Below are 23,544 nucleotides of genomic sequence, written 5' to 3'. Positions count from 1 at the left end.
TTCGGCTTATTCGAAGCGGAAAATGAAATGTTAAACCCACCACATAAAGAAGGAGAAACATCATATGGAGACTTTTTCGTAGCATACGGTGGAGAATCAAGTGTAGATGTACAAAAAAGAATGAGCAAAACATTATTAAACGTTATGAACACTGATGACGCAGAAACAATCCTAGCAGTAAGTCATGGTGGTGCGATGTTTATGTTCATACAAGACTGGTTGCCAATAAAATCAGTACAAAGAATAAAATTTAGTAATTGTTGCATATTAGAGTTTGAATATGAAGATGGACAATTCAAATTTCTAGATGTCATTAATCCAACAGAAAAATAATTCAAGATCAGAGAAAAGGCTGAGACATTTATTTATGTCACAGCCTTTTTTCATGCAAATATACTTTTATTTTATTGATGGTATATAGAATCTTGAGTTTTCGTAGTGGAATGTGATGTCAGAATAGTCGAATGGTACACCTGTGCTTGTGTAGAATATTTGAGTGTATTCTAATGATGGTTCTCCTTCGCTTAATTCTAATTTTTCTGCTTGGTCTTTAGAGAGTTTGTCTACTTTAAAATAAATATCTGTAAATCCTACTTTTACTTTAAGATTATTTTCGATGTAATGAAAAATAGACCCAGTTGCAATTTCCTCATTCATATATAGCACTACATTTTTATTGAAATATGAAGTTTCTATACAGAATACTTTTCCATCCACGTATCTTATACGTTCTACGTAATATACCGTTTCATTTTCGGGTATTTTTAGCTGATTTTGTATATAAGATTCTGGCTTTACTTCAGTGACTTTTAAGATTTTACTTGTAACATCATGTTCTTTTAAATCATCAGAAAAGCCGTCAGCTGTAAACAGGTTTAAATACCCGTCTCTCTTTGGATTTCTTACATAAATGCCGCTTCCTCTAGCTTGATAAATCATGCCTTCTTTTTCTAGATTTTTCAGTGCATTAATGATTGTACTTTTACTTACATCATATTCTGTTTTTAATATTTCGACGCTCGGTAATTTATCCCCAGCTTCGTAATGTCCATCTTCAATAAGCGATGAGATGCGAGAAGCAATCTGTTCGTATTTAAGCATATTAATCCCCACTTTTATTATATTACCTATAATTATAGCATTTGTATAAGTAAATACACCAACTAAATTTGTATGGTACTTTACAAATTGTACCGGTATAATTATAATGTAAGTGTATACAGAGTTGATTAAAAAATAATCGAGGTGTCAATCATGGCTAATAAAAATGAAAAAATCGCTCAAGAAATCTTAGATGCTATAGGTGGCGAAGGTAATATTGTAAAGAGCACGCACTGTGCCACACGCTTAAGAATAGTATTACAACGTTCTGATCCGTCGGCTAAAGAAAAAGTTAAAAAAATAGACGGTGTTGTTACTGTTGTTGAAAATAATGGACAGTTTCAAATAGTAATCGGGAATAATGTCGGAGAAGTTTATAAATATTTTGAAGCTTTAACAGGGAAATCAAGTAACGAAGAAAAAGAAACAGAAAATAAGGGTAGTGTTTTAAACAGAGTTATTGCAACGATGTCGGCCGTGTTTGCACCGTTTATTTATATACTCGCAGCAGCAGGTATTCTTCAAGGTTTACTTATTTTAATTAATTTAATTATTCCAGCATTTGAAAAGACTGGAACGTACGAAGTATTTAACTTTATCTCATGGGCACCATTTACGTTCTTGCCTATATTTATTGCCATTACGGCGTCTAAACATTTTAACGTAAATACATATATTGCTGTTGCTTGTTCAGCAGCATTAGTTACACCAGAATTAACAGGTATTATTGATAGAATTGGTGACGGAGAAACAGTTAGATTTTTCGGAATGCCTTTGACTGAAACATCATATACGTCATCTGTATTACCACCATTACTATTAGTATGGATTTTATCTTATTTAGAAAAATACTTAAATAAAGTGATAAATGATGTTATAAAACCATTATTTGTACCATTTTTAGCTATTATCATCATGGTACCTTTAACATTATTAGTAATTGGACCGATTTCAACAGTTGTCGCACATGGAATCGCAAACGGTTATAACTCACTTGTTGAAGTGGCTCCTTGGTTAGCTGGAGCTATTATCGGTGGTGTATGGCAAGTCTTTGTAATTTTCGGTGTGCATTGGGGTATTACACCGGTTGTTCTTGCTAACTTTGAACAATACGGTAGTGATTCATTCCAAGCGTATCAAACTATAGCTGTAATTGCTCAAGTAGGTGCTGTAGTTGGCGTCCTTATTAAAGCGAAGAGCCAAGAAATTAAACGAATATCCTCTTCGGCTGGTATTACAGGTATATTCGGTATTACAGAACCATCTATTTACGGAGTGAACTTAAGATTTAAGAAACCATTTATTATCGCTTGTATTAGTGGTGCAGTAGGTGCATTTGTAGCTAGTTTCTTTAATCCTAAATATTATGCTTATGCAGGGTTACCAGGACCGATAACTATTGTGAATGGTTACAACGCGGATAATGCTGGTTCCATTTGGGGTATCTTAATTGGTTCAGCTATAGCAGTTATATTACCAATTATCTTGATACAAGTATTTGGATATGGAGAAGATACAACTGAGCAAGTTGAAGATGCTGATGTTAATAATTCAAATAAAGTAGCTAATAATGAACAGTTAGAGGTTTCACTGTCTGCGCCAGTTTCAGGAAAGCTTGTTAAATTAGTAGATGTGCCAGATCCAGTATTTTCAGGTGGTATGATGGGATATGGTGTCGCAATAGAACCATCACATTCTACAATTAATAGTCCTGTAGAAGGTAAAGTCACTATGATTGCACCTACAAAACATGCGATTGGTATTGATACTTTAGACGGTGCAGAGATATTAATTCATATCGGTTTAGAAACAGTTGAATTGAAAGGTGAAGGCTTTGAAGTACAAGTCTCAGAAGGAGATTCAATAAAAATAGGAACACCACTAGTAAAATTTGATAAAGAAGCAATAGTAGAGAAAGGCTATAACACAATTACACCTGTGATTGTAACGAATAGTGCAGAATTTAGTGAAATTATGCCTGTCGATGCTACAGATGTAGAAGAAGGGCAAACAATTTTAAATATTATTAAAAAATAAAGGAGAAATTCATTATGGCTAAATTAGATAAAAACTTTTTATGGGGTGGCGCATTAGCTGCAAACCAATTTGAAGGTGGATATGATCAAGGCGGTAAAGGTTTGAGTGTGCATGATGTCATGACAGCGGGTGAACACGGTAAAGCAAGAGAAATTACTGAAACAATTGAAGATGATAAATTTTATCCAAACCATGATGGTATAGATTTTTACAATAGATATAAAGAAGATATCGCTTTATTCGGTGAAATGGGATTAAAATGTTTACGTACATCAATAGCATGGACGAGAATTTTTCCAAATGGTGATGAAGCAGAACCAAATGAAGAAGGCTTGCAGTTCTATGATAATATCATCGATGAGTTGTTAAAATACAATATTGAACCAGTATTAACATTATCACACTTTGAAATGCCTTTACATTTAGCACGTGAATACGGAGGTTTCAGAAACCGTAAAGTTGTAGATTACTTTGTACGTTTTGCTGAAACAGTGTTTAACCGTTACAAAGATAAAGTGAAATATTGGATGACATTCAACGAGATTAATAACCAAATGGATACTAGTAATCCAATATTCTTATGGACGAACTCTGGTGTAACATTAGCAGAAGATGAAGATCCAGAAGAAGTATTATACCAAGTTGCACATAATGAATTAATAGCAAGTGCTTTAGCAGTATCAAAAGGTAAAGAAATCAACCCAGACTTTATAATTGGTAACATGATTTCACACGTTCCAATTTATCCATATTCATGTAACCCGAACGATATTATGGAAGCTGAAATCGCAAATCGTTTAAGATTCTTCTTCCCAGATGTGCAAGTAAGAGGTTATTACCCAGGTTATGCTTTGAAAATGTTCGAGAAAAATGGTTACGACATTAAGTGGCAAGAAGGCGACGACGAAATCTTGAAAAATGGTACTGTAGAATACATCGCATTTAGTTACTATATGTCTACAGTTGTAAAACACGATGAAGTAACAAGTGTTGAAGATAATGTGGTTAATGGCGGACTACCAAATTCAGTGAAAAACCCATATATTAAAGAAAGCCAATGGGGTTGGGCTATCGACCCAGTTGGTTTAAGATACACATTAAACGTGTTATATAACCGCTATCAATTACCATTATTTATTGTTGAAAATGGCTTTGGAACAACTGATGAATTTAAAGAAGATGGAACGATTGATGATCAAGAACGTATCGACTACTTAAGAGAGCATATCAAAGCTTCTATACAAGCAGTAGATGAAGATGGCGTAGACTTAATGGGTTATACACCTTGGGGTATTATCGATATCGTATCATTCACAACTGGAGAAATGAAAAAACGTTACGGTCTAATTCATGTTGATCGTGATAACGAAGGTAACGGTACATTAAAACGTACTAAGAAAAATTCATTCTACTGGTTTAATAATGTGATTAAGACAAACGGTGAAGAACTATAATTAAAACGTGTAAATTAAATATGAAGTTAAAGAAGAGCTAAGGGTATCTCCTAGCTCTTCTTTGGTATGGAACATTAAAAAGCGAGTGTTAATTCTGTTATTGGATTAATTAAGCCGAAAATCCAATAAGATCCGTTTTGTTGGATTAATTAGGACGAAAATCCAATAAGGGCCCTTTTGTTGGATTAAGCAGGGCATAAATCCAATTAATGTGTTTCACCTAATGCTATTTTGATATCTTCGTCATTTTCATTAATAGCACTGATAGCGGCTTCTAATCCTTTCGCAATATTTTCGATGGACATTGATGGTTGTTCTGGTTTGTTGACGACTTGTTCTGGTGTGTATGGTACATGGATAAATCCGAATTTTAAATCATTGTAGTATTTATCTGCTATATAGCCTAATTGGTACAAAATATGGTTACATACAAATGTACCTGCTGTATTAGACAACCTTGAAGGAATACCACTATTTTTAATAGCGATGGTCATTCGTTTTACGGGTAGTGTTGAAAAGTAAGCAGTTTGTCCGTCTGTTTGTATAGGTTCATCGATAGGTTGATTGCCTTCGTTATCTGGAATTCTAGCATCGTCTAAATTGATACCAACTCGTTCTGGTGTTAATTCAAATCTTCCGCCTGCTTGTCCAACTGCTAATACAGCATCAAAATGATCTTGTTTTAATTGCTCTAATATTATTGATTTTGATTTATGGAATACTGTTGGTATTTCTAGTTTTATAATTTCATTGCCATTAATTTTTGTAGGTAATAAATTGACGGCTTCTAATGCTGGATTAATATTTTCGCCACCAAATGGATCAAATGCTGTGATTAAAATTTTCATGATTATTCGCCTCTTTATAAATCGATATTTTATTTCATTATAGATGGACTCATGTTAATTTCAAAACGACATTCATTTTAATATGCTCAAAAGGTTGAATTATTAAACAGTGTTAATTCATAATTAAGCTATAGAAGTTAAATGTTATTTTAGAATAATGTTTTAAATAAAGGAGTACTTAATATGACAGAAAGAAAATTAGTCGCTGAAAAATCAATCGATGTAAACGTCTATGATGTCGACGCTATGGGTATTGTGAGCAATATAGTATATATAAAATGGTTTGAAGATTTACGTAATGCATTTATTGATCAATATATGACGATTTCAGAGATGATGAAATCTGATATCTCGCCTATACTTATGCATACAGAAGCGGATTACAAAGCGCCGTTAACGATTCATGATAAACCAGTAGGTCGTTGTTGGTTAGTAAAAGTTAGCAAAATGAAATGGGAATTAGAATTTGAAATTGCTACTTCTGAACAAGTGCATTGTACTGGTTATCAAAAAGGTGGTTTCTATAATGTTGTTACCGAGAAAGTTGTGAAATCGCCAGAAATCTTTTTAAATATCTAAGTGAGGTCTAAATGATGAAATCGAGTATAAATGATTTAAACAAACCGATTGCTGTTTTTGATGCTGGTATTGGAAGTTACTCAATAGTAACATTACTAAAAAAAGAATTTCCTGAACAAGATATTATATATTTAGCAGACCGTAATCAATTTCCATACGGATATAAATCAAAAGATGATTTAAAAAAGGTAATAAGAAGTACATTGACGTACTTAGAAAATTGGAGTCCCAGTTTAATCGTTGTTGCTTCTAATGCACCTTCTATTACAGTTCTAGATGATATTAAAGATGAATACGAAACTGAAATTTTAGGTGTTTATCCACCTATAAAAGAAGCGATAGAAAAATCAGCATCAAAGAATATTGGTGTTTTAGGTGTTCAATCACTAATAGAAAGTGATGAAATGCTTCAATATATTGAACAAGAAGCGACAAGCGATGCGACAGTTCAAACATATAATGCATCAACTCTAGTTGAACTTGTAGAATCGGGTGCATTTTTATCAGATAAATATCGAACATTAATGACAGTTAAACGTTTTATGGATAATATAATTGAACAAGATGAAACAATAGATGTATTCACGTTGTCATCAACACATCTGTCATGGTTATATAGTTATTTAAAAGAACTGTATCCACATATTCAATTTATTGATTCAGCAAATGAAATTATAAATAAAGCTAATATATATACATCTAAAGGTACAGGAACGATTAAAGCACTTGTCACAACAAACGAAAAATATACACTACAAGAATTTAAAAAGATGCTACAAAACTTCAATGTACAATTAAATTTAGAAGAAATTGAAATATAACAGGCTGGGAAAAATAACTTCCTAGTCTGTTTTTATTATATTGGCAGTAGCTAACCGGAAGCCATATATACTCCGATAGTATGAATTTAATGGAAAAGTGACAAAATTCAGACATTTTTATTTTTAAATTAATTTTTTGTGATAAAATTTTAAGGTGTATATAAAAGGGGAGGGTGGTAGTTTTGAAAGTATTTATTAAATTAGGTTGGTTTATTAAAGCTGAACTAAAAAATTATATTTTAGGTATATTTATTCTTTTATTAGTTGCTTTAATTGATTTATTACCACCACAAATAATTGGACGAGTAATTGATGGGATTACACTTCAAACATTAACGGGAAAAACGCTTATAATTTACCTCGTCATATTAGTAGTTGCGGCGATCCTTACATATATTTTCCGGTACTATTGGAGAATTATGATATTTGGGGCGAGTATGAGGTTGGGGAAAATATTAAGATCTAATCTTTATCATAAATATACTTCGATGAGCCCGTCATTTTTCCAAAAGAGACGTACAGGGGATTTAATGGCGCATGCAACAAATGACATTAGAGCAGTACAAAACACAGCTGGTTCTGGTGTGTTGACGATAGCTGATTCTCTTATAACAGGTGGGTCTGTGCTCATAACAATGGCAATTACAGTTGATTGGCGATTAACACTTATCGTTATGATACCTTTGCCAATTATGATTGTATTAACTAGTTATTATGGTAAATTGCTGAACAGAGGTTTTAAGAAGGCCCAAGCAGCCTTCAGTCAGCTGAATGATAAGACACAAGAAAGTATAGCCGGGATTAAAGTAACAAAAACTTTCGGTTATGAAAAAGATGACCAAGCAGATTTTAAAAAATTAAGTGACGATGTTGTTTATAAAAACTTAAAAGTTTCTAAAATTGATGCGTTATTTGATCCGACAATAATGTCAGTAATAGGTGTGAGTTACTTTTTAGCGATTTTCTTCGGAGCTAGAATGGTGATTCAAGAAGATATTACAATTGGACAACTTGTTACATTCACAACTTATTTAGGCATGATGGTCTGGCCATTATTAGCTCTTGGCCTGTTCTTTAATATTGTACAAAGAGGACACGCATCATATGAACGTATTAATGAAATAACAAATGTGAAAAATGATGTTGATACAAATGTAGAAACAGAAACAATTCCTGAAGGAGATATTCAATTTGATATTGATACATTTCACTTTCCGGATGATGATAGTTTAGCACTACGCGATATAAAATTCACAATTTCAAAAGGTTCTACTATCGGTATTGTAGGTCGTACTGGCTCAGGAAAAAGTGCTATCATCCGTTTGTTATTAAGAGAGTTTGATACTGCACAATCTATCGAAATTAAATACGGTAGTAAACCAATTCGTTATTATGACATCAGTCATTTAAGAGCTCAATTTGGATATGTACCTCAAGATCATTTCTTATTCTCTACTTCAATTAGAAACAATATTGCTTTCAGTAACCCTGAAATTGATAATCAATACATCTATGAAGCGAGTCGATTGAGTTATATTCATAATGATATTTTAGCGTTTCCGGAAGGGTATGACACAGTAGTTGGAGAACGTGGTGTTTCTTTATCAGGAGGACAGAAACAAAGAATTTCGATAGCACGTGCTTTAATCATGAATCCACCTGTGCTTATTTTAGATGATTCATTGTCGGCAGTTGATGCTGAAACGGAAGAACATATTTTAGAAAATATGCAAAATGTCCGTCAAGGTAAAACAAATATTATTACTGCACACAGAATGAGTGCGGTGAGCCATGCTGACATGATTATCGTTATGGATAAAGGTACGATTATCGAAAGAGGTAAGCATTCAGAATTGATGGCAAACAAAGGATGGTATTACGAAACATATCAAGCACAAGCATTACATGAAGAGCTTGCGAGTAGCTTAGATGAAATAGCGAAAGGGGATGAAGAAGATGGCTCAAAATCATAATTTGACAGCTAAAGATCAATTTCAAGTTTTAAAACGTTTGATCAAATATACATTCCCTTTCAAAGGTATTATTTTATTAGCATTTATCATGTTGACGATTTCGACAATAGCGAGCATTGCAACACCGTATATGGTTAAAGTATTTATTGATGATTACTTAACACCACAAGTGTTCCCTAAAAGTGATATTACGTTACTGATTGTTATATTTTTCGTCATTCAAATTGTTGGCGCTATAACAACTTATTGGAACGTATATTTATTTCAATATCTTGCATTTAAAGTAATACAACAATTAAGAATAGACGCATTTAATAAAATTGGGAAATTAGGGATGCGTTACTTTGATAAGGAACCAGGCGGAAGTATTGTATCAAGACTTACTAATGATACTGAAGCTATAGTAGAAATGTTTATTGGTGTATTCTCATCATTCTTAATGGCAATATTTATGGTCATTTCTAGTTATGTCATGATGTTTATACTTGATTTTAAACTTGCATTAATGGCTTTAATATTCTTGCCAGTCATCATACTTGTATTAGCATTATATAGAAAATATTCAGCTATTTATTTTTCACAGGCACGACAGCTCTTGTCAGATTTGAATGCAAAATTAGCAGAATCTATAGAAGGTATGCGCATTATACAAGTATTTAACCAAGAGAAAAGATTACAAAATGAATTTAATGAGATTAACGATAAGCATTATGATTTTAATATGCGAACAGTTAAAATTGACGGTTTATTATTGAGACCAGCTATAAGCATGATTTCAATATTTGCCGTTGTAATGATACTTGGATATTTCGGAGTATTAAGTTTCTCTGGAGGCGTTACAGCTGGTGTTGTATTTGCTTTTGTACAATATATGGAACGCTTCTTTGAACCTATTAACCAAGTCAGCCAAAACTTAAACGTATTACAGCAAGCGTTAGTGTCAGCAAGTCGTGTATTTAAGCTTATTGATAACGATATGCTGGAACCAGAGCAACATGAAAAACCTAATTATCATATAACGGATGGTAAAGTTGAATTTAAGCATGTTACTTTTAGTTATGATGGTAAGACAGATGTTCTAAAAGACATTACATTTACAGCTAATCCAGGAGAAACGGTCGCGTTAGTCGGTCATACTGGATCTGGTAAAAGTTCGATTATAAACTTGTTTATGAGATTTTATGAATTCAATCAAGGTGAAATTTTAATCGACAACCAATCTATAAAAGAAATGCCGAAATCTGAATTGAAAGGTAATATCGGTCTTGTGTTACAAGATGCATTTATATTCTTTGGAACGGTCGCATCAAATATTAAACTTTATCATCCTACAATGACTTTCGAAAAAGTACAAGAAGCGGCAGACTTTGTACACGCAGACCAATTTATTAATTTATTACCTGATAATTATGAGCATGAAGTGATTGAAAAAGGAAGTGCCTTTTCAAGTGGTGAAAGACAACTACTAGCATTTGCGAGAACGATGGCGAGTGAGCCTAAAATATTAATATTAGACGAAGCAACGGCTAATATTGATTCTGAAACAGAAGCACAAATTCAAAAATCACTAGCAAAAATGCGTAAAGGTAGAACAACTTTAGCAATCGCGCATAGGTTATCAACAATTCAAGACGCAGATCAAATTCTTGTGTTAAATAAAGGTGAAATTGTAGAACGAGGCACACATGATGAACTGATTAAACAAGATGGTATTTATCATAAAATGTATTTACTTCAAAATGGTTGAAAGTAAAAACACATATCAAATATAAACATACCCCCAACCCGGCAATTTAAAATTAAACGGATTGGGGGTGTTGTTTGAAGATGATATTTCTCTCTGACAACCTTTTCTTATAAATTTATGTATAATAAGAACTATTAGATATTTTTAAGGAGGATTTAACATGGGAGCTTTTGATGTAGACTATAATAAAATAACTGAGCGAACAGAGTTTCCTTATGAAATAGAGGTTACACATCATACATGGATTGAAATGACTGATGGTGTTCGATTGTCAGCAAAAATATGGCAACCAAAAAAGTCAGGAACAACTAAAGGTGCTGTGCTAGAGTACTTACCTTATAGAAAAGATGAGTTCACTGCTTTACGAGATGAAATAAGACATAAATATTTTGCTGGATTCGGATATACGGCAATCAGAGTGGATATAAGAGGAACAGGTGACTCTGAAGGTATTATTGAAGATGAATATCCTAAACAAGAACAAGATGATGCAATTGATATTATTAAATGGATTGAATCTCAAGACTGGTCTAACGGTTCAGTCGCAATGATCGGTAAGTCTTGGGGTGGCTTCAATGGTTTACAAGTAGCCGCTAGACAACCGGAAGCTTTAAAGACAATCATATCTTTATGTTCAACAGATGATCGATATGCTGATGATGTTCATTATAAAGGCGGTACAATGATGGCATCAGATATGCTTTGGTGGGCATCAACTATGTTTGCTTACAATGCAAGACCAGCTTTCCCTAAATATTTTGGAGAGAACTGGTATGACAATTGGATAGAAAGATTAGAACAAACACCACCTTTTGTAGATGAGTGGGTCAAACATCAAACAAGAGATGAATATTGGAAACATGGTTCTATTAATGAAGATTATACACAAATTCAAATTCCAGTCTTAACAATGAGTGGTTGGGCTGATGGTTATACGAATGCTGTATTCCGTTTGATGAAACATTTAGATGTTCCTAAAAAGGCGGTTATCGGACCTTGGGCACATGAGTTCCCAGACGTAGCCATTCCAGGACCTCAATTTGGCTATTTACAAGAAGTCGTTTCTTGGTTAGATAAGTGGATGGGTGATAAACAAACTGAAAATCATCGTGATGAATTTTTAGTATATTTACAAGATAGTGTTGAACCTAAAACAACTTATGATTATCGAGAAGGTAAGTGGTTAAATTTACTAAATGAAGAAATTACAACGAAAAATTTATTCGCTGGTACGACGAGAGAAATTCAACTAAAGAATAAACAACAACATGGGTTATATTCAGGAGTATTTTGCCCATTCGGTCAAGACGGTGACTTACCAGACGACCAAACAATTGATAATGCTTTAGCTAATTCATTAATGTTGGACATGTATGGCGATACTTTAAATATTATGGGTCAACCAGTAGCAAAATTACGCGTTAAGTCAGATTGTAAAGAAGCAAATATACATATTCGCTTAACAGATGTGCATCCAGATGGTTCAAAAACACTTGTTACTATGGGACAATTCAATTTAAACCATTACAAGAGTAATGAATTCCCTGAAGATTTACCAGTAGACGAGTATATAGATGTAGAAGTACCTTTAGGTGTTATTGGTTATCAAATACCAGAAGGTCACATGATTGAAGTTTCTATCGCACCAACATATTGGCCACAAATTTGGCCGAGCAAAGAAATCGTTAAATTAGATGTTGATTTAGAACACTCTAAACTAAATATACCATTAGTGCGTGAGTTCACAGAAGTTAAACTAGAACATGAATTTTCAGAAACAGCCAAACCTTTAGAAAAGATTATTCATAGAGATGGTTCAAGAACTAGAGATATAACGAAAAGGTTAACAACGAATGAATGGATACTATCAGACTATTCAGATGAAGGCTTGAGAACACTGAAAGATAGTAATATCACTTACGGTACAGAAAATATGAACGTGTATACAATAAAAGAAGATGATCCACTTTCAGCAAAAGTACAATGCGACTGGAAAGTAATATTGAAAGATGATGACATTGATACAGAAGTTGAAACATACAGCACCATGTCATGTGACGCTGAATACTATTACTTGAGAAATGAGGTAATTGCATATAACGATGGTGAACAATGCTTTACGAAGACATGGGAAAATAAAATTAAACGAAATTATACTTAAACAAACACAAAATAATTCTCCTAACCCGTTGGATTTTTAATTAACGGATTAGGAGAATTTTTTTATATGTGGTTTCGAAAGTGACAGTTTGTACGAGTACAGCTAATCATTAATTAATATATCGGTAAGCCATAAGTTCTTGTAACATTCTTATTTCTTCTTGTAGTTTGGCACCGATGTTAGTGTCGCGTACTTTTTTACGTTCGAGTTCTTCGTCTACAACACGTCTGACAGACAATTCATCTGCGCCGTTCAGAAGTACGTTTTCTTTTGTGCCAAAGTGTTTATGCGCCACTAGTTGCATGCCAAATGAGTTATAAAGTAATGTATAGCCAGCGATACCTGTCGTTGATTGGTACGCTTTTGAAAAGCCACCATCGATAACAATCATCTTACCATCTGCTTTGATTGGGTTTTCACCGTCTATTTCTTTAACTGGTGTATGACCATTTATGATGCGTCCTTGTTCTGGGTCTAAACCAAAGTCTTGCAACATGTTACGACACATTTGACTGTCTTCTCTTAAGTAATAGTAAGGATTTTTTTCTTCCTTGTGCGAAGCTTTATCTTTAATGAAATATCTTTCAAAAGTAGTCATGGCACGCTTTCCAAATAATGAAGAATATTTACCTGTCCATAAGTACCAAATCAAGTCTGTTGATAAATCATCTGTTTGTTCTTTATTTGCGAATGAAACTCTAATGTGTTGTTCGAATTGATCGAGTAATTCGCGACCGTTATACATTTCACCGTCGATTTCCATTTCTTCCATTTTTCCATTTTCATCTACTGGTATGCATCCATGTATTAATAAATTACCATTATATCTTAAGTATAAGTTTCCTTTTTTCATTAAGAAGTTCATATGACGTTTTAATTTTTCAGACTCTTGCACTGATAATAGAAGTTTATTAATCACTTCTTCTTCTTCTCTGTTTAATTGTGCAGGATTATTACGATCTACAGTTTCAAAGCATGTGTTTTCAAGTGGATAAGTTTTGCCGTAAATTGTAACTTCATTGTTATCGTAATCTACTTTTTCTAATATAAGGCGTTCTTCCATATCGAATGAAGGTCTACGTTTAATAATAGGGCTTTCTAATTTGAATTGTATAATTGCGATAGCTTGATGTATCTTCGTTATTTGTAATTTTTCTTCTTCGGATATTGCTTTGTCTGCATGTTCTTTTGGATGAAAGGCAGAATTATCTTTATAATATTTTTCAGCTAAATTGACTAATGGACGTAAATTAATACCGTATGCGTCTTCTATAATGTCCAAGTTATCGTAACGCGCACAAATTCTTAAAATATTTGCTAAACATACTTTTGAACCTGCATAAGCGCCTATCCAAAGTACGTCATGGTTACCCCATTGAATATCAACTGAATGATAATTAATTAATGTTTCCATAATTTTATCTGGGTCTGGACCACGATCATAAATGTCACCGACCACATGTAAGTGATCCACGACTAAACGTTGTGTTGTATATGCTAGACCGATAATTAATTTATCTGATTGTCCAAGTGAGATGATTTTTTGAATAATTGTTTCATAGTAAGTAGTTTTATTATTATAAACGTTACTTTTATACAGTAATTCTTCAATTATGTATACAAACTGTTTCGGTAAAGCTTTACGAACTTTTGAACGTGTATACTTACTTGAAGCGTAAGAAATCAATTCAATCATTTGTTGGATTGTTTCAATGTACCATTCGTTTAATGCTTCTTTAGATGAAAATTGATTTTTTATTAATTTAAGTTTTTCTTCAGGATAATAAACTAAGGCAGCCAGACTGCTGATTTCATCTTCAGAAAGTCTGTTTTTAAAAATATCATTAATTTTAGCTCTTACGTTACCAGATCCATTTCGGAGCACATGTTGGAAAGCGTGGTATTCACCATGTAAATCACTAACAAAGTGTTCTGTACCTTTTGGTAATTCCATTATAGATTCTAAATTTATGATTTCAGTTGCTACTTTCTCTTCAGCATCAAATTTTTCTGCTAATAAGTCTAAATATTTTTCTTTTACATGTTGATTGATGTTCTCTGTCATTCTAGTCACTCCGTTCGTATAATTGATGAGTTAAAACTTTAAATAATAGACATCATTTGAGATATAGTATAACACATTAAATAATTTGATATTAAGATTTATACTCACGATATTTAGGGTATAAATATAATGAAATGGAGGTTGATTAAGGTGAGTTGTGATATCAATAGAATTTATGAAGATTACGATAAAGACAATGTTAGAGTGCTTGTCGATAGAGTATGGCCACGTGGCATCTCTAAAGAAAAGGCAAATCTAGACCATTGGATAAAAGAAATCGCACCATCTGATTCACTGAGAAAATGGTTCGGACATGACCCGGAAAAATTTGATTCATTTAAGAAAAAATATAAAGAAGAACTTAAATCAGGTGAACAAAAAGAAGCACTCGATCAACTCAAAGACATTTATAAAGAAAATAATGGTAATGTCGTATTATTATATGGTGCGAAGGATGAAAAACATAATCAAGCAGTAGTTCTAAAAGAATTTCTAGATCATCAATAATCAATAAACACCCTCTAATGTATTGTATTAATCTATACATTAGAGGTGTTATATTTATTGTATTGATTTTCGTAAGTTATGATATAGCGTTTCGGCTTCTTCTAAATGTGAAACGCCATGTACATTCATACGTCCATCTGCAAAAAATGTCATCTTATAATCTTTGAATGAAATCAATTTGACGTAATCATTTTCTTTCAAAACATCACCTGGGAAATAATGTGCTAAGTTAAATGTCTTTTCTTTAAATCTAAATAAAAATGCATCTCCGCACAACGCTTCTATTGATGACATATGTTGCTTATCTAAGATGTTGTAATGACCATTTACACAAACAGGACATTGTTGATTTTTCAGCATATCAATTTGAGTACTACGTGTATTCATTTCGAAACAATCTAATGTTATAAGTTTCTTAGAAAATCCTTTCCCAGCAATATAACGTAATACTTCGGATACTTCAAAGCTTGCTACTTGATTAACGACTGGTGGTAAGACACCGTTTATAGCACAACTTTCTCCTGTTTCTGGAACATTCTCTAAAATGCATTTTAAACATGGTCCTTCGAAATCAATTGCATATACTGTTCCTTTACTCCCGACAGCTGCACCATAAACCCAAGGGATTTGTAGTTTATGACATACTTCGTTAATTAAAAAGCGTATATCAAAATGATCCATGCCGTCTACTATGATGTCTGGTTGATATTGTTTAATCACTTCTTCAATGTTAGATGGTGTCAGCTCTTTATTCACAGCATTTAACGTTACATGTTGATCAATCTTATTGATTTTATCGCGTAAAGCGACAACTTTAGGTCGCATATCATAAGCATCTGATTCATCATATAAAGCTTGTCTATGAAGGTTAGAGATTTCTACTATGTCCATATCAACAACTGTTAAATGATGTGCACCAGCTCTTGCAAGTTGTTCAGCAACGTGACTACCTAATGCACCTGCACCCATAATCATTATCTTAGCTGTTTGTAATTGATGCTGACCATTTTCACCAAATGGTTGGAACTTTGTTTGTCTATCATAGCGATCCATTATAGAAAACCTAAACCTTCAGTAGGACTAGATGCTTGTGCAGTATATTTTACTGGAATTCTACCCGCTTCATAACTTAATCGCCCAGCATCAATGCCTAATCTCATTGCTTCAGCCATTTTTACAGGGTCTTTAGCACTGGAAATAGCAGTATTTAATAGGATTGCATCAGCACCTAGTTCCATCGCATAACAAGCATCTTTTGGAGAACCAATTCCAGCGTCAACAATGACAGGCACTTCAGATTGTTCAATAATATATCGCAAATTAAGTGGATTATTTATGCCTCTACCAGTACCGATAGGAGAAGCTAAAGGCATAATAGCGTGTACGCCAAGTTCTTCTAAACGTTTAGCTAGTACTACATCACATGAAATGTATGGACATACGATATAACCTTTCTCTAATAAAATTTCACAAGCTTTATAAGTTTCTATTGGGTCAGGTAGCAGTGTTTTGTCATCTCCAATTACTTCGACTTTAATCATGTTACAAAGGCCTGCATGTTGTGCGATTTCAGCTATACGCACAGCTTCTTCTGCAGTATGTGCACCGGCAGTGTTAGGGAATGTAACAAACTGTTTTAAATCAACATTAGCTAATGGGTTTGGCAATGATTTATCATATAAATTCATTCTTCTCACAGCGAACGTTAATACATCAGTTTGTGACGCTTTAATCACTTCTGATTGTGTTTTTTCATCTTCAAATTTCCCTGTTCCTAATAATAATCTTGAGTTTAATTCATATGGTCCTATTTTTAACATTTTATCCGCCTCCAACAAATTCTAGTAATTCTAGTTGATCTGATTCTCTAACAATTGTTTCGTTGAAATTTTCCTTTTTAATCAGTGATCCATTGAATTCTACGATGATTCTTTCTTGGTCTAATTCAAGGGATGATAATACCTCTGTAACAGGTAAATCTTGTTCAAAATTAAATTCATCTCCATTGATAATACATTTCATAATTCAACACTCCTTTTTGCTTTAAATCTTTCTAATATAGATGGTGTATGATCATTGATAATCCATTCGGACATTAACTTACCAATAATAGGTGAGAGGAGTATGCCATTCCGATAATGTCCAGTGACAAGAAATAGTCCGTCATCAACTTCGTCCATGATTGGCCATTCATTTTCAGTGTAAGGTCTGACGCCAGACCACTTGTGAATAACATTGCTTAATTTTAATGCTGGAACATACTGTGCTGCTTCATTAAATAACCAGCTTTCACCTTCTTTAGAAGTGCCTACAGAAAAGTCATTCATATAACTAGTAGCACCAACAAGAAATCTATTTTTAGCTTTAGGTACGATGTAACAACCATTGGTCATAAATAAAGTTTGTTTTAAATCTACTTGATTATTTTCTAATAGAAGAACTTCTCCTTTAACTCCAGTTATTTGAGGTGCGATAGTGGAGTCATGGATTAATTCATGACTCCAAGCACCTCCAGCTATTACAACTTTTTTAGCTTGAAGCACATCATGGGAAGTTTCGATATTATAATAATCACGTTTCTTAGTTATGTTTGTAACTTCTGTTTTATAAAATCGATCAACTCCTTTATTGGTAATAGATTCAAGCAATGCCTTTGTATATTTAGAAGCATTGATTTGTCCATCACCTGGTATATAAATTGCTTGGTTATGAAAATCTATATAACCATTGGATAAGCTTTGCAATGAAGATTTATCGAGCGCTTTTACATGTTCATCATGCTGACTTAAAAAAGTATACTGTTTATTTAAATGAGCAATATCATTAATATTAGAAGCCATCTTAATTAATCCATGTGATTCAAATTCGATATCGATATTAGTCTCATCGTATAAATCTTCAGCTAAATCTTTGAAGTAACGTCGAGAATGTATAGCGAGTTCATATAAAGGTGAATAATTTTCAAATTCGTTTTGAGCGCCAAGCATGCCACCAGCTTTATAAGAAGCATGTAATCCTGGTACATCTCTATCAACAACTGCTATTGAACTATTTGATTTGTCGGAAAGAGCGCGTGCAATAGACATACCGATGACGCCAGACCCTACAATTAGAACGTCATACATAAGATTCCCACTCCTTTCTTAATGATTTAATGGCAGAATTTCCAGCATTTCTAAAGAAAGAAATCGCACATACACCTTGAAAACCTTTTGGCAGCTTTTGTATTGTATGCTCATCAATTCCGCCTATAGCGAAAATAGGTATATCGATTGAAAGTACATTTTTAATCTCTTCTAAAGACCTAGGTTTTGCTCCTTGCTTTGAAGAAGATTCAAAGACATGACCAAAAAATACAAAATCCAAATTGTTCTTTTGGGCTTTTGTCACGGTCTCAATGTTGTGAGTAGACATACTTACTGAAATGTCTGGATGTTGTTTTTTAAATAAAAAAGCTTTTGCATCATTTTCTTTAAAATGTACATACTTTAAATCAAAAGTTGCTACTAATGAAGTATGTGTGTGCAACATTATTTTATTTTTTGGAAAACCGATTGTTATTAAATAGTCGATGGTTGCAAATAATTTTTGATGATTCATAGGTGTTCTTAACAACAGTAAATCTATATGTTCTGATATTTCGATGTAATGATTTAAATCTTCTTTTGTTAAAATTTGATAAGGTGTTATTGCGATAAACAATTGAATCACTCCAAATAAAAAAGCGCTATTTTTCTTAGTAGAAAAATAGCGCAAATTAGCTTCAATAGGTACGCCACTTTCCTACGCCAGTACGAACTGGATCAGGTTCTGGGAATCCTAAAGTCACTACTTCAGTCTCAGCCTTTGATAAAGGCACTTCCAGTGGTCATTTATTTAATTATTAATGTCATTGTACAATTAAAATGGAAATTATTCAAATTGAATAAATAAAAATTATAATTTAACTGGTCCTCCAGGTCCTACTGGAAGGCCTAATAAGAACCATATAAGCATGATTATGGTCCAAACGACACCGATAATAATACTGTAAGGTAATAAGTGTGCGATTAAAGTACCGAGTTTAATATTTTTATCATACCTTTGTGCAATGGTTAATAAGAATGGTAAATACGGAATCATTGGCGTAATAGGGTTTGTAATAGAATCGCCTATACGATAAACCATTTGTGTAAATGCCGGATGATAGCCTAATGTAGCAAACATTGGTATAAAAATTGGTGCTAATATAGCCCATTTTGCTGAAGCGCTACCCATAAAGATATTAATAACAGACGTTAATATAATCAACCCAATAATCAAAATAACGCCGTTTTGGTTTTTCAACAATTCTGCCCCATTAATAGCCATCACTTTGCCAATATTAATCCAATCAAAATAAGCTAATAATTGAGCTGCAAAGAAGATAACTATAGTAAAACTACCCATATCTGACATGCTATTTGTCATTAATCTGCCTATATCTTTTGTAGACACAATACTGCGACTCATATATCCATATACTAAACCAGGAATAATAAAGACTAGAAGAAGAATGACTCCAAAGCCATCCATTAATGGAGACTCAACTAAAATACTGCCAGTATCATTATTTCTTAAAATACTATTTTGAGGTATAAGTATAACGACAATAAATAATAAAAATACAATGACTGAAATATTCGCATATGTTAATGCTTTTTTCGCACGTTGGTTGAATGTTTTTACAGACTCAGCATGCAATTTATCAATTTGGCTATTTTGAAAACTAGGAATCGTAAACTTCTTAGCTACATAGAAAATGATAGGGGTTAAAAGAAATGTTGAAATAGCTGTGAAATACCAGTTCATTGCAATATTAATAGAAGCTTCCCCAGAGAATAATTATAATGCAGATTGAGTAAATGAAAATGCTAGAGCATCATCTAACCCGATTAATAAATTAGCTCCATAACCAACTTCTACTGCAGCATAACTAATCACTAAACCTGCAATAGGATGATAACCCATCTTTATAAATATAACTGCTGTTAAGACAGGCATAATCATTGGTGCCACACCACCAGCAGCATTTCCCAAAATAGATATAAAAATACAAATATAAAGGGGTAATTATTATGTTTATGGCAGAAAATAAATTAAAACTAGACAAAGGCACAGCAGAAGAGTCAATTGAAAGATTTTATATGAGACAAGGAATCGAAACAATCGAAGGATTCAAAGAAATGTTTGTTACAAAAACAAATAACTTAAAAGAATTCGACGAAGTTAAAATCTTAACACTATGGGAAGATGAACAAAATTTTAAAAACTGGCTAGTATCAGATGTTTTCAAAGAAGCACACAAAAACGTACGTCACCAGTCAGATGACGAAACAAGCCCTATATTAGAAAACTCAGTCACAACATATAAAATCGGATACCATTATTCGAACGATAAAGTAGCACAATAAAAAACAGCATGACATCAAAGTCATGCTGTTTTTGTTTGAAAAATATGATAATGTGAAAAAGAAATTAGATACCGAATAATATAGAATAACTAAAATAGCGAGGAATGAGTATGAAAGACTTTTGGGTCATATCAGGAATTGTAGGATTAAATATTATTTATGGGTTAATATTATGGATATCACAGAATGATATAACTGGAATTTTTACCTTGGTATTTTTCAGTATAGGGCTCATTGTGCGTTACTTTTCAGATAGAGAAAAGGTGCCTTTTTATAAGCGATGTAAAGGGCTGTATATAAGCGTAATGTTATTTATAGGAGGAAATCTAGTTTATGTGCTAATCAAAGCATTGGGGTGGGCTAATATATATACAACTACATTGTATATCGTGTTTATTTTATTGTTAGCCATAGTGTTGTATATGAAATATGACAGAAAACAGAAAGAATCTATAAATTAAAAGAAGCGGCGAAAAGCCGCTTCTTTTGTTAGATATATCTAAATTTTTTTACAGTTAAGACGATAAAGCATCAATAACGTAAAACACACCAAACAGAGCAAACATGAATCCAATCATGAATGAAATAAACACTGCAGCTAGTAAAGGATTGAATAACAATACTATAGCTATTAAAATACCAAGCACATTTAAAATAATAGATAATAAATGGAACATGCCATTAGATCTTTCAGCAGGTGTAACTGTAAAGATAGCAATCACGTTATTAATCATGAACCAAACCGCGAAAATATAAATTAAAAATACAGAACTCTCAGCAGAATTGAACATCACAACAAGTCCGAAAACAATGTTAATAATACCTAAAACGAATGTCCAACCACTAGGAACTCCCATAACCTTCTTATTAGCACGTCTGAACACAATCTCTAAAATACCGCTGATTAAAGAGAATAAACCAATTAACCAAGTAATCGCGTAGAAATTCTCAACAGGATAACTAAAAATAACAATACCAATGATTAAGAAAATCCCACCAATCACAAAACTCGGCCATCTAAACTTACTATTTTGATTAGCCAAACCGAACCCTCCTTTGAAAAAAGTAGTGTAAGTATATTTTAACTGTAAAGAGGATGGAGAGGAAGTGGGAAATAATGTGAGTTTTTGATTATTTAAATAATTTAATAATAACAATGAAAATAATTACATTAAATGATAAGATTTACTTAAAATATCTTACAAAGAGAGACGATATAAAATGAAAAAAAGTGAATTACTTAAAACTTTAGAGATGAGTTCACAGGATTTTAATTATCTGATAAATAATGGAATTCCATCTATAGATGATAATTATCAAGAATTTGATTTAGAAAAAGTAGTGGAATTTAGAAATAATTTAAACCAAGATAAAATTAATAATTTGAAAATAGGAGAGGAATATAAAGGGGAAGATGTTGCTGATGCATTTAAATGTTCATTACAAAAAGGATTAAATAGATCACATAGAACCAACTCATTAGTTATTGTTTCAAGAAATATAAAGAGAGAGGACATATATGATAATAAATGGGAAGGAGATATATTTTATTATACAGGAGAAGGTAGAGAAGGAGATCAAGATATAGAAAAAGGGCAAAATAGAGTTTTGAAAAATTATAAGTCTAATTACGTAAATCTATATTTATTTGAATCATTTAAAACGGGTCATTACATATATGCTGGACCTGTTGAATTAAGTGAAAAAATAGAACCTTTTTATATACTTGAAAGAGACGTTGATAAAGAAGCTAGGTCAGTTATTAAATTTCCAATTGTATTAAAGAATAAAGCTTATGCACCGCCACTAGAAACGATAGAGAATAATAAAGAGGAAAGGTCAAGGAAAAATAAAAAAGAAAACAATATAGAAGATTTGTTAAAAAAAGCTAGAGATGCTAGTGAATTAAATAAAGAAGAATCAAATAAAATAGGGAGTTCAAAACCATTTCATAGACAAGTTAGGATAAATTATTACGATAGAAGTAAAGAGATTAGAGATATCGTAAAGTATTTAGCAAATGGAAGATGCACGTTATGTGAAGAAAAAGCACCTTTCAATGTTGATAATGTGCCATTTTTGCATGTTCACCACATAGAATATTTAGCAAAAGGCGGTAGCGATACAATAGATAATTGCGTAGCGGTATGCCCAAATTGTCATGCAAAAATCCATATGCTAGAAGACCCTATTGATAAAGAAAAATTAATAGAAAGTGTCAACAAAAGGCCACAAAAATATAGAACAGAAATTTAATACAACATTGAAAAATGCTGAATAGTTCATTTACAAATTTTTTTGATTTGGAGATATAACATGAAAGAAATTCAAGTAGTTGCAGCGGTTATTCAAAATGAACATAAGGAATACCTATGCTGTCAAAGAGCAGAAAATAAATCATTGGCCGGCTATTGGGAGTTTCCAGGAGGTAAAATAGAAATAAATGAAACTGCAGAATTAGCATTAAAAAGAGAAATAAAAGAGGAATTAAATGCTAATTGCAATATAAAAAAATTCTTAGGAACTACAATGTATGAGTACGAGTTCGGTAGAGTCATTCTGAATGTGTATTTATGTAATTTAGAGGAAGGGAAATTTAATTTAATAGAGCACCAGGACAGTAAATGGTTAAATAAACAGAACTTAACTAATTTAAAACTTGCTCCCGCAGACATACCAATTTTAAATTGGTTATAGAAAGCATCAGATTAAAAATTGAGAGTTTTAATAAAGACAAGATTTTATATAAAGTAATAAACAATAAAAAATACTAAATATTCGGATAATTACTATTATTAACTTTCTAATTATTATATAAT

22 protein-coding genes, 1 pseudogene and 1 riboswitch are annotated in these 23,544 nt (G+C 32.6%); of the genes and pseudogenes, 13 read left to right on the top strand and 10 right to left on the bottom strand.

From position 1 onward, the window contains the following. Positions 1–333: histidine phosphatase family protein (locus tag CD135_RS06415; RefSeq protein ID WP_142382247.1), on the top strand; the 333-nt coding region annotated here is incomplete at its 5' end. 66 nt (positions 334–399) lie between these two features. On the opposite strand, the gene CD135_RS06410 is transcribed toward CD135_RS06415, so the two are convergent. Next, entirely contained in the window at positions 400–1,101 is a 702-nt protein-coding gene (locus tag CD135_RS06410) for a GntR family transcriptional regulator (RefSeq protein ID WP_064204645.1), read from the bottom strand. Between the two features lie 153 nt (positions 1,102–1,254). On the opposite strand from CD135_RS06410, the gene CD135_RS06405 reads away from it, so the two are divergent. Continuing rightward, positions 1,255–3,138 carry a beta-glucoside-specific PTS transporter subunit IIABC gene (locus CD135_RS06405; protein WP_103269042.1) on the top strand — a complete coding sequence of 628 codons (1,884 nt, stop codon included), beginning with the start codon at positions 1,255–1,257 and terminating at the stop codon, positions 3,136–3,138. 14 nt (positions 3,139–3,152) lie between these two features. Then, positions 3,153–4,592, top strand: coding sequence for a 6-phospho-beta-glucosidase (locus CD135_RS06400; RefSeq protein WP_103269041.1), 1,440 nt, complete (start codon positions 3,153–3,155; stop codon positions 4,590–4,592). Between the two features lie 206 nt (positions 4,593–4,798). Here CD135_RS06400 and pcp read toward each other — a convergent pair whose 3' ends face one another. Then, positions 4,799–5,440: a pyroglutamyl-peptidase I gene (pcp, locus tag CD135_RS06395; RefSeq protein ID WP_103269040.1), complete on the bottom strand. Its 642-nt coding sequence runs from the start codon at positions 5,438–5,440 to the stop codon at positions 4,799–4,801. Positions 5,441–5,623: 183 nt separating this feature from the next. Between pcp and CD135_RS06390 the strand changes: the two genes are divergently transcribed. The 5 genes from CD135_RS06390 (at position 5,624) to CD135_RS06370 (ending at position 12,721) form a co-directional block, all read left to right on the top strand. Next, positions 5,624–6,019 carry an acyl-CoA thioesterase gene (locus CD135_RS06390; RefSeq protein WP_103269039.1) on the top strand — a complete coding sequence of 132 codons (396 nt, stop codon included), beginning with the start codon at positions 5,624–5,626 and terminating at the stop codon, positions 6,017–6,019. An 11-nt stretch (positions 6,020–6,030) separates the two neighbouring features. After that, on the top strand, positions 6,031–6,840 hold the full coding sequence (locus CD135_RS06385) for a glutamate racemase (RefSeq protein WP_103269038.1): 810 nt from the start codon (positions 6,031–6,033) through the stop codon (positions 6,838–6,840). 182 nt (positions 6,841–7,022) lie between these two features. Next, entirely contained in the window at positions 7,023–8,813 is a 1,791-nt protein-coding gene (locus CD135_RS06380) for an ABC transporter ATP-binding protein (protein WP_103269037.1), read from the top strand. Continuing rightward, the gene (locus tag CD135_RS06375; RefSeq protein WP_103269036.1) at positions 8,797–10,560 is read left to right on the top strand and encodes an ABC transporter ATP-binding protein; all 1,764 of its coding nucleotides are present in this window, start codon (positions 8,797–8,799) and stop codon (positions 10,558–10,560) included. The genes CD135_RS06380 and CD135_RS06375 overlap by 17 nt, the downstream gene beginning before the upstream one ends. A 160-nt stretch (positions 10,561–10,720) precedes the next feature. Beyond that, on the top strand, positions 10,721–12,721 hold the full coding sequence (locus tag CD135_RS06370) for a CocE/NonD family hydrolase (protein ID WP_103269035.1): 2,001 nt from the start codon (positions 10,721–10,723) through the stop codon (positions 12,719–12,721). A 109-nt stretch (positions 12,722–12,830) separates the two neighbouring features. Here CD135_RS06370 and CD135_RS06365 read toward each other — a convergent pair whose 3' ends face one another. Continuing rightward, positions 12,831–14,786, bottom strand: a complete 1,956-nt coding sequence (locus CD135_RS06365) for a fructose-1,6-bisphosphatase (RefSeq protein WP_103269034.1) — start codon at positions 14,784–14,786, stop codon at positions 12,831–12,833. A gap of 150 nt (positions 14,787–14,936) precedes the next feature. Between CD135_RS06365 and CD135_RS06360 the strand changes: the two genes are divergently transcribed. Beyond that, complete coding sequence (locus CD135_RS06360; protein WP_064211615.1) at positions 14,937–15,293, top strand: DUF488 domain-containing protein; 357 nt, start codon at positions 14,937–14,939, stop codon at positions 15,291–15,293. A gap of 54 nt (positions 15,294–15,347) precedes the next feature. Here CD135_RS06360 and CD135_RS06355 read toward each other — a convergent pair whose 3' ends face one another. The 6 genes and pseudogenes from CD135_RS06355 to CD135_RS06330 all read right to left on the bottom strand — a co-directional run bounded on the left by CD135_RS06355 (position 15,348) and on the right by CD135_RS06330 (position 20,366). After that, a complete protein-coding gene (locus tag CD135_RS06355; protein ID WP_103269033.1) occupies positions 15,348–16,346 on the bottom strand; it encodes a ThiF family adenylyltransferase in 999 nt (332 codons plus the stop codon). Continuing rightward, complete coding sequence (locus CD135_RS06350; RefSeq protein WP_103269032.1) at positions 16,346–17,113, bottom strand: thiazole synthase; 768 nt, start codon at positions 17,111–17,113, stop codon at positions 16,346–16,348. Before CD135_RS06350 ends, CD135_RS06355 begins: the two co-directional genes overlap by 1 nt. Position 17,114: 1 nt before the next feature. Further along, on the bottom strand, positions 17,115–17,315 hold the full coding sequence (gene thiS / locus CD135_RS06345; RefSeq protein ID WP_016999530.1) for a sulfur carrier protein ThiS: 201 nt from the start codon (positions 17,313–17,315) through the stop codon (positions 17,115–17,117). After that, positions 17,312–18,418, bottom strand: a complete 1,107-nt coding sequence (gene thiO / locus CD135_RS06340) for a glycine oxidase ThiO (RefSeq protein ID WP_103269031.1) — start codon at positions 18,416–18,418, stop codon at positions 17,312–17,314. The genes thiS and thiO overlap by 4 nt, the downstream gene beginning before the upstream one ends. Next, on the bottom strand, positions 18,411–18,995 hold the full coding sequence (locus tag CD135_RS06335; RefSeq protein WP_275584014.1) for a thiamine phosphate synthase: 585 nt from the start codon (positions 18,993–18,995) through the stop codon (positions 18,411–18,413). The genes thiO and CD135_RS06335 overlap by 8 nt, the downstream gene beginning before the upstream one ends. 61 nt (positions 18,996–19,056) lie before the next feature. Beyond that, positions 19,057–19,166, bottom strand: a riboswitch (TPP riboswitch). A 63-nt stretch (positions 19,167–19,229) separates the two neighbouring features. Then, positions 19,230–20,366: pseudogene (locus CD135_RS06330) on the bottom strand (AbgT family transporter). Between the two features lie 23 nt (positions 20,367–20,389). Between CD135_RS06330 and CD135_RS06320 the strand changes: the two are divergent. Both CD135_RS06320 and CD135_RS12965 read left to right on the top strand, forming a co-directional pair. Next, positions 20,390–20,725 (top strand): antibiotic biosynthesis monooxygenase, encoded by a 336-nt coding sequence (locus CD135_RS06320; protein WP_103269028.1) that lies wholly within the window; start codon positions 20,390–20,392, stop codon positions 20,723–20,725. Positions 20,726–20,835: 110 nt separating this feature from the next. Beyond that, the gene (locus CD135_RS12965) at positions 20,836–21,186 is read left to right on the top strand and encodes a hypothetical protein (protein WP_070045053.1); all 351 of its coding nucleotides are present in this window, start codon (positions 20,836–20,838) and stop codon (positions 21,184–21,186) included. Positions 21,187–21,240: 54 nt separating this feature from the next. Here CD135_RS12965 and CD135_RS06310 read toward each other — a convergent pair whose 3' ends face one another. Next, positions 21,241–21,768 (bottom strand): HdeD family acid-resistance protein, encoded by a 528-nt coding sequence (locus tag CD135_RS06310; protein WP_064211766.1) that lies wholly within the window; start codon positions 21,766–21,768, stop codon positions 21,241–21,243. 178 nt (positions 21,769–21,946) lie between these two features. Here CD135_RS06310 and CD135_RS06305 point away from each other — a divergent pair, with 178 nt between their 5' ends. Both CD135_RS06305 and CD135_RS06300 read left to right on the top strand, forming a co-directional pair. After that, on the top strand, positions 21,947–22,981 hold the full coding sequence (locus CD135_RS06305; RefSeq protein ID WP_103269027.1) for an HNH endonuclease: 1,035 nt from the start codon (positions 21,947–21,949) through the stop codon (positions 22,979–22,981). Between the two features lie 60 nt (positions 22,982–23,041). Then, positions 23,042–23,422 (top strand): (deoxy)nucleoside triphosphate pyrophosphohydrolase, encoded by a 381-nt coding sequence (locus tag CD135_RS06300; RefSeq protein ID WP_103269026.1) that lies wholly within the window; start codon positions 23,042–23,044, stop codon positions 23,420–23,422. The last annotated feature ends 122 nt before the right edge of the window (positions 23,423–23,544 follow it).

Source organism: Mammaliicoccus lentus (genome assembly GCF_002902755.1).
In the GTDB taxonomy this organism is placed as follows: Bacteria; Bacillota; Bacilli; order Staphylococcales; family Staphylococcaceae; genus Mammaliicoccus; species Mammaliicoccus lentus.
The sequence above is the reverse complement of the archived record's forward strand: the minus strand, read 5'-3'. Positions and strand labels throughout refer to the sequence as shown.

Coding starts and splice junctions, on each gene's coding strand:
- CD135_RS06410 (WP_064204645.1), bottom strand. CDS start 1,101: ATGCTTAAATACGAACAGATTGCTTCTCGCATCTCATCGCTTATTGAA.
- CD135_RS06405 (WP_103269042.1), top strand. CDS start 1,255: ATGGCTAATAAAAATGAAAAAATCGCTCAAGAAATCTTAGATGCTATA.
- CD135_RS06400 (WP_103269041.1), top strand. CDS start 3,153: ATGGCTAAATTAGATAAAAACTTTTTATGGGGTGGCGCATTAGCTGCA.
- pcp (WP_103269040.1), bottom strand. CDS start 5,440: ATGAAAATTTTAATCACAGCATTTGATCCATTTGGTGGCGAAAATATT.
- CD135_RS06390 (WP_103269039.1), top strand. CDS start 5,624: ATGACAGAAAGAAAATTAGTCGCTGAAAAATCAATCGATGTAAACGTC.
- CD135_RS06385 (WP_103269038.1), top strand. CDS start 6,031: ATGATGAAATCGAGTATAAATGATTTAAACAAACCGATTGCTGTTTTT.
- CD135_RS06375 (WP_103269036.1), top strand. CDS start 8,797: ATGGCTCAAAATCATAATTTGACAGCTAAAGATCAATTTCAAGTTTTA.
- CD135_RS06370 (WP_103269035.1), top strand. CDS start 10,721: ATGGGAGCTTTTGATGTAGACTATAATAAAATAACTGAGCGAACAGAG.
- CD135_RS06365 (WP_103269034.1), bottom strand. CDS start 14,786: ATGACAGAGAACATCAATCAACATGTAAAAGAAAAATATTTAGACTTA.
- CD135_RS06355 (WP_103269033.1), bottom strand. CDS start 16,346: ATGGATCGCTATGATAGACAAACAAAGTTCCAACCATTTGGTGAAAAT.
- CD135_RS06350 (WP_103269032.1), bottom strand. CDS start 17,113: ATGTTAAAAATAGGACCATATGAATTAAACTCAAGATTATTATTAGGA.
- thiS (WP_016999530.1), bottom strand. CDS start 17,315: ATGAAATGTATTATCAATGGAGATGAATTTAATTTTGAACAAGATTTA.
- thiO (WP_103269031.1), bottom strand. CDS start 18,418: ATGTATGACGTTCTAATTGTAGGGTCTGGCGTCATCGGTATGTCTATT.
- CD135_RS06320 (WP_103269028.1), top strand. CDS start 20,390: ATGTTTATGGCAGAAAATAAATTAAAACTAGACAAAGGCACAGCAGAA.
- CD135_RS12965 (WP_070045053.1), top strand. CDS start 20,836: ATGAAAGACTTTTGGGTCATATCAGGAATTGTAGGATTAAATATTATT.
- CD135_RS06305 (WP_103269027.1), top strand. CDS start 21,947: ATGAAAAAAAGTGAATTACTTAAAACTTTAGAGATGAGTTCACAGGAT.
- CD135_RS06300 (WP_103269026.1), top strand. CDS start 23,042: ATGAAAGAAATTCAAGTAGTTGCAGCGGTTATTCAAAATGAACATAAG.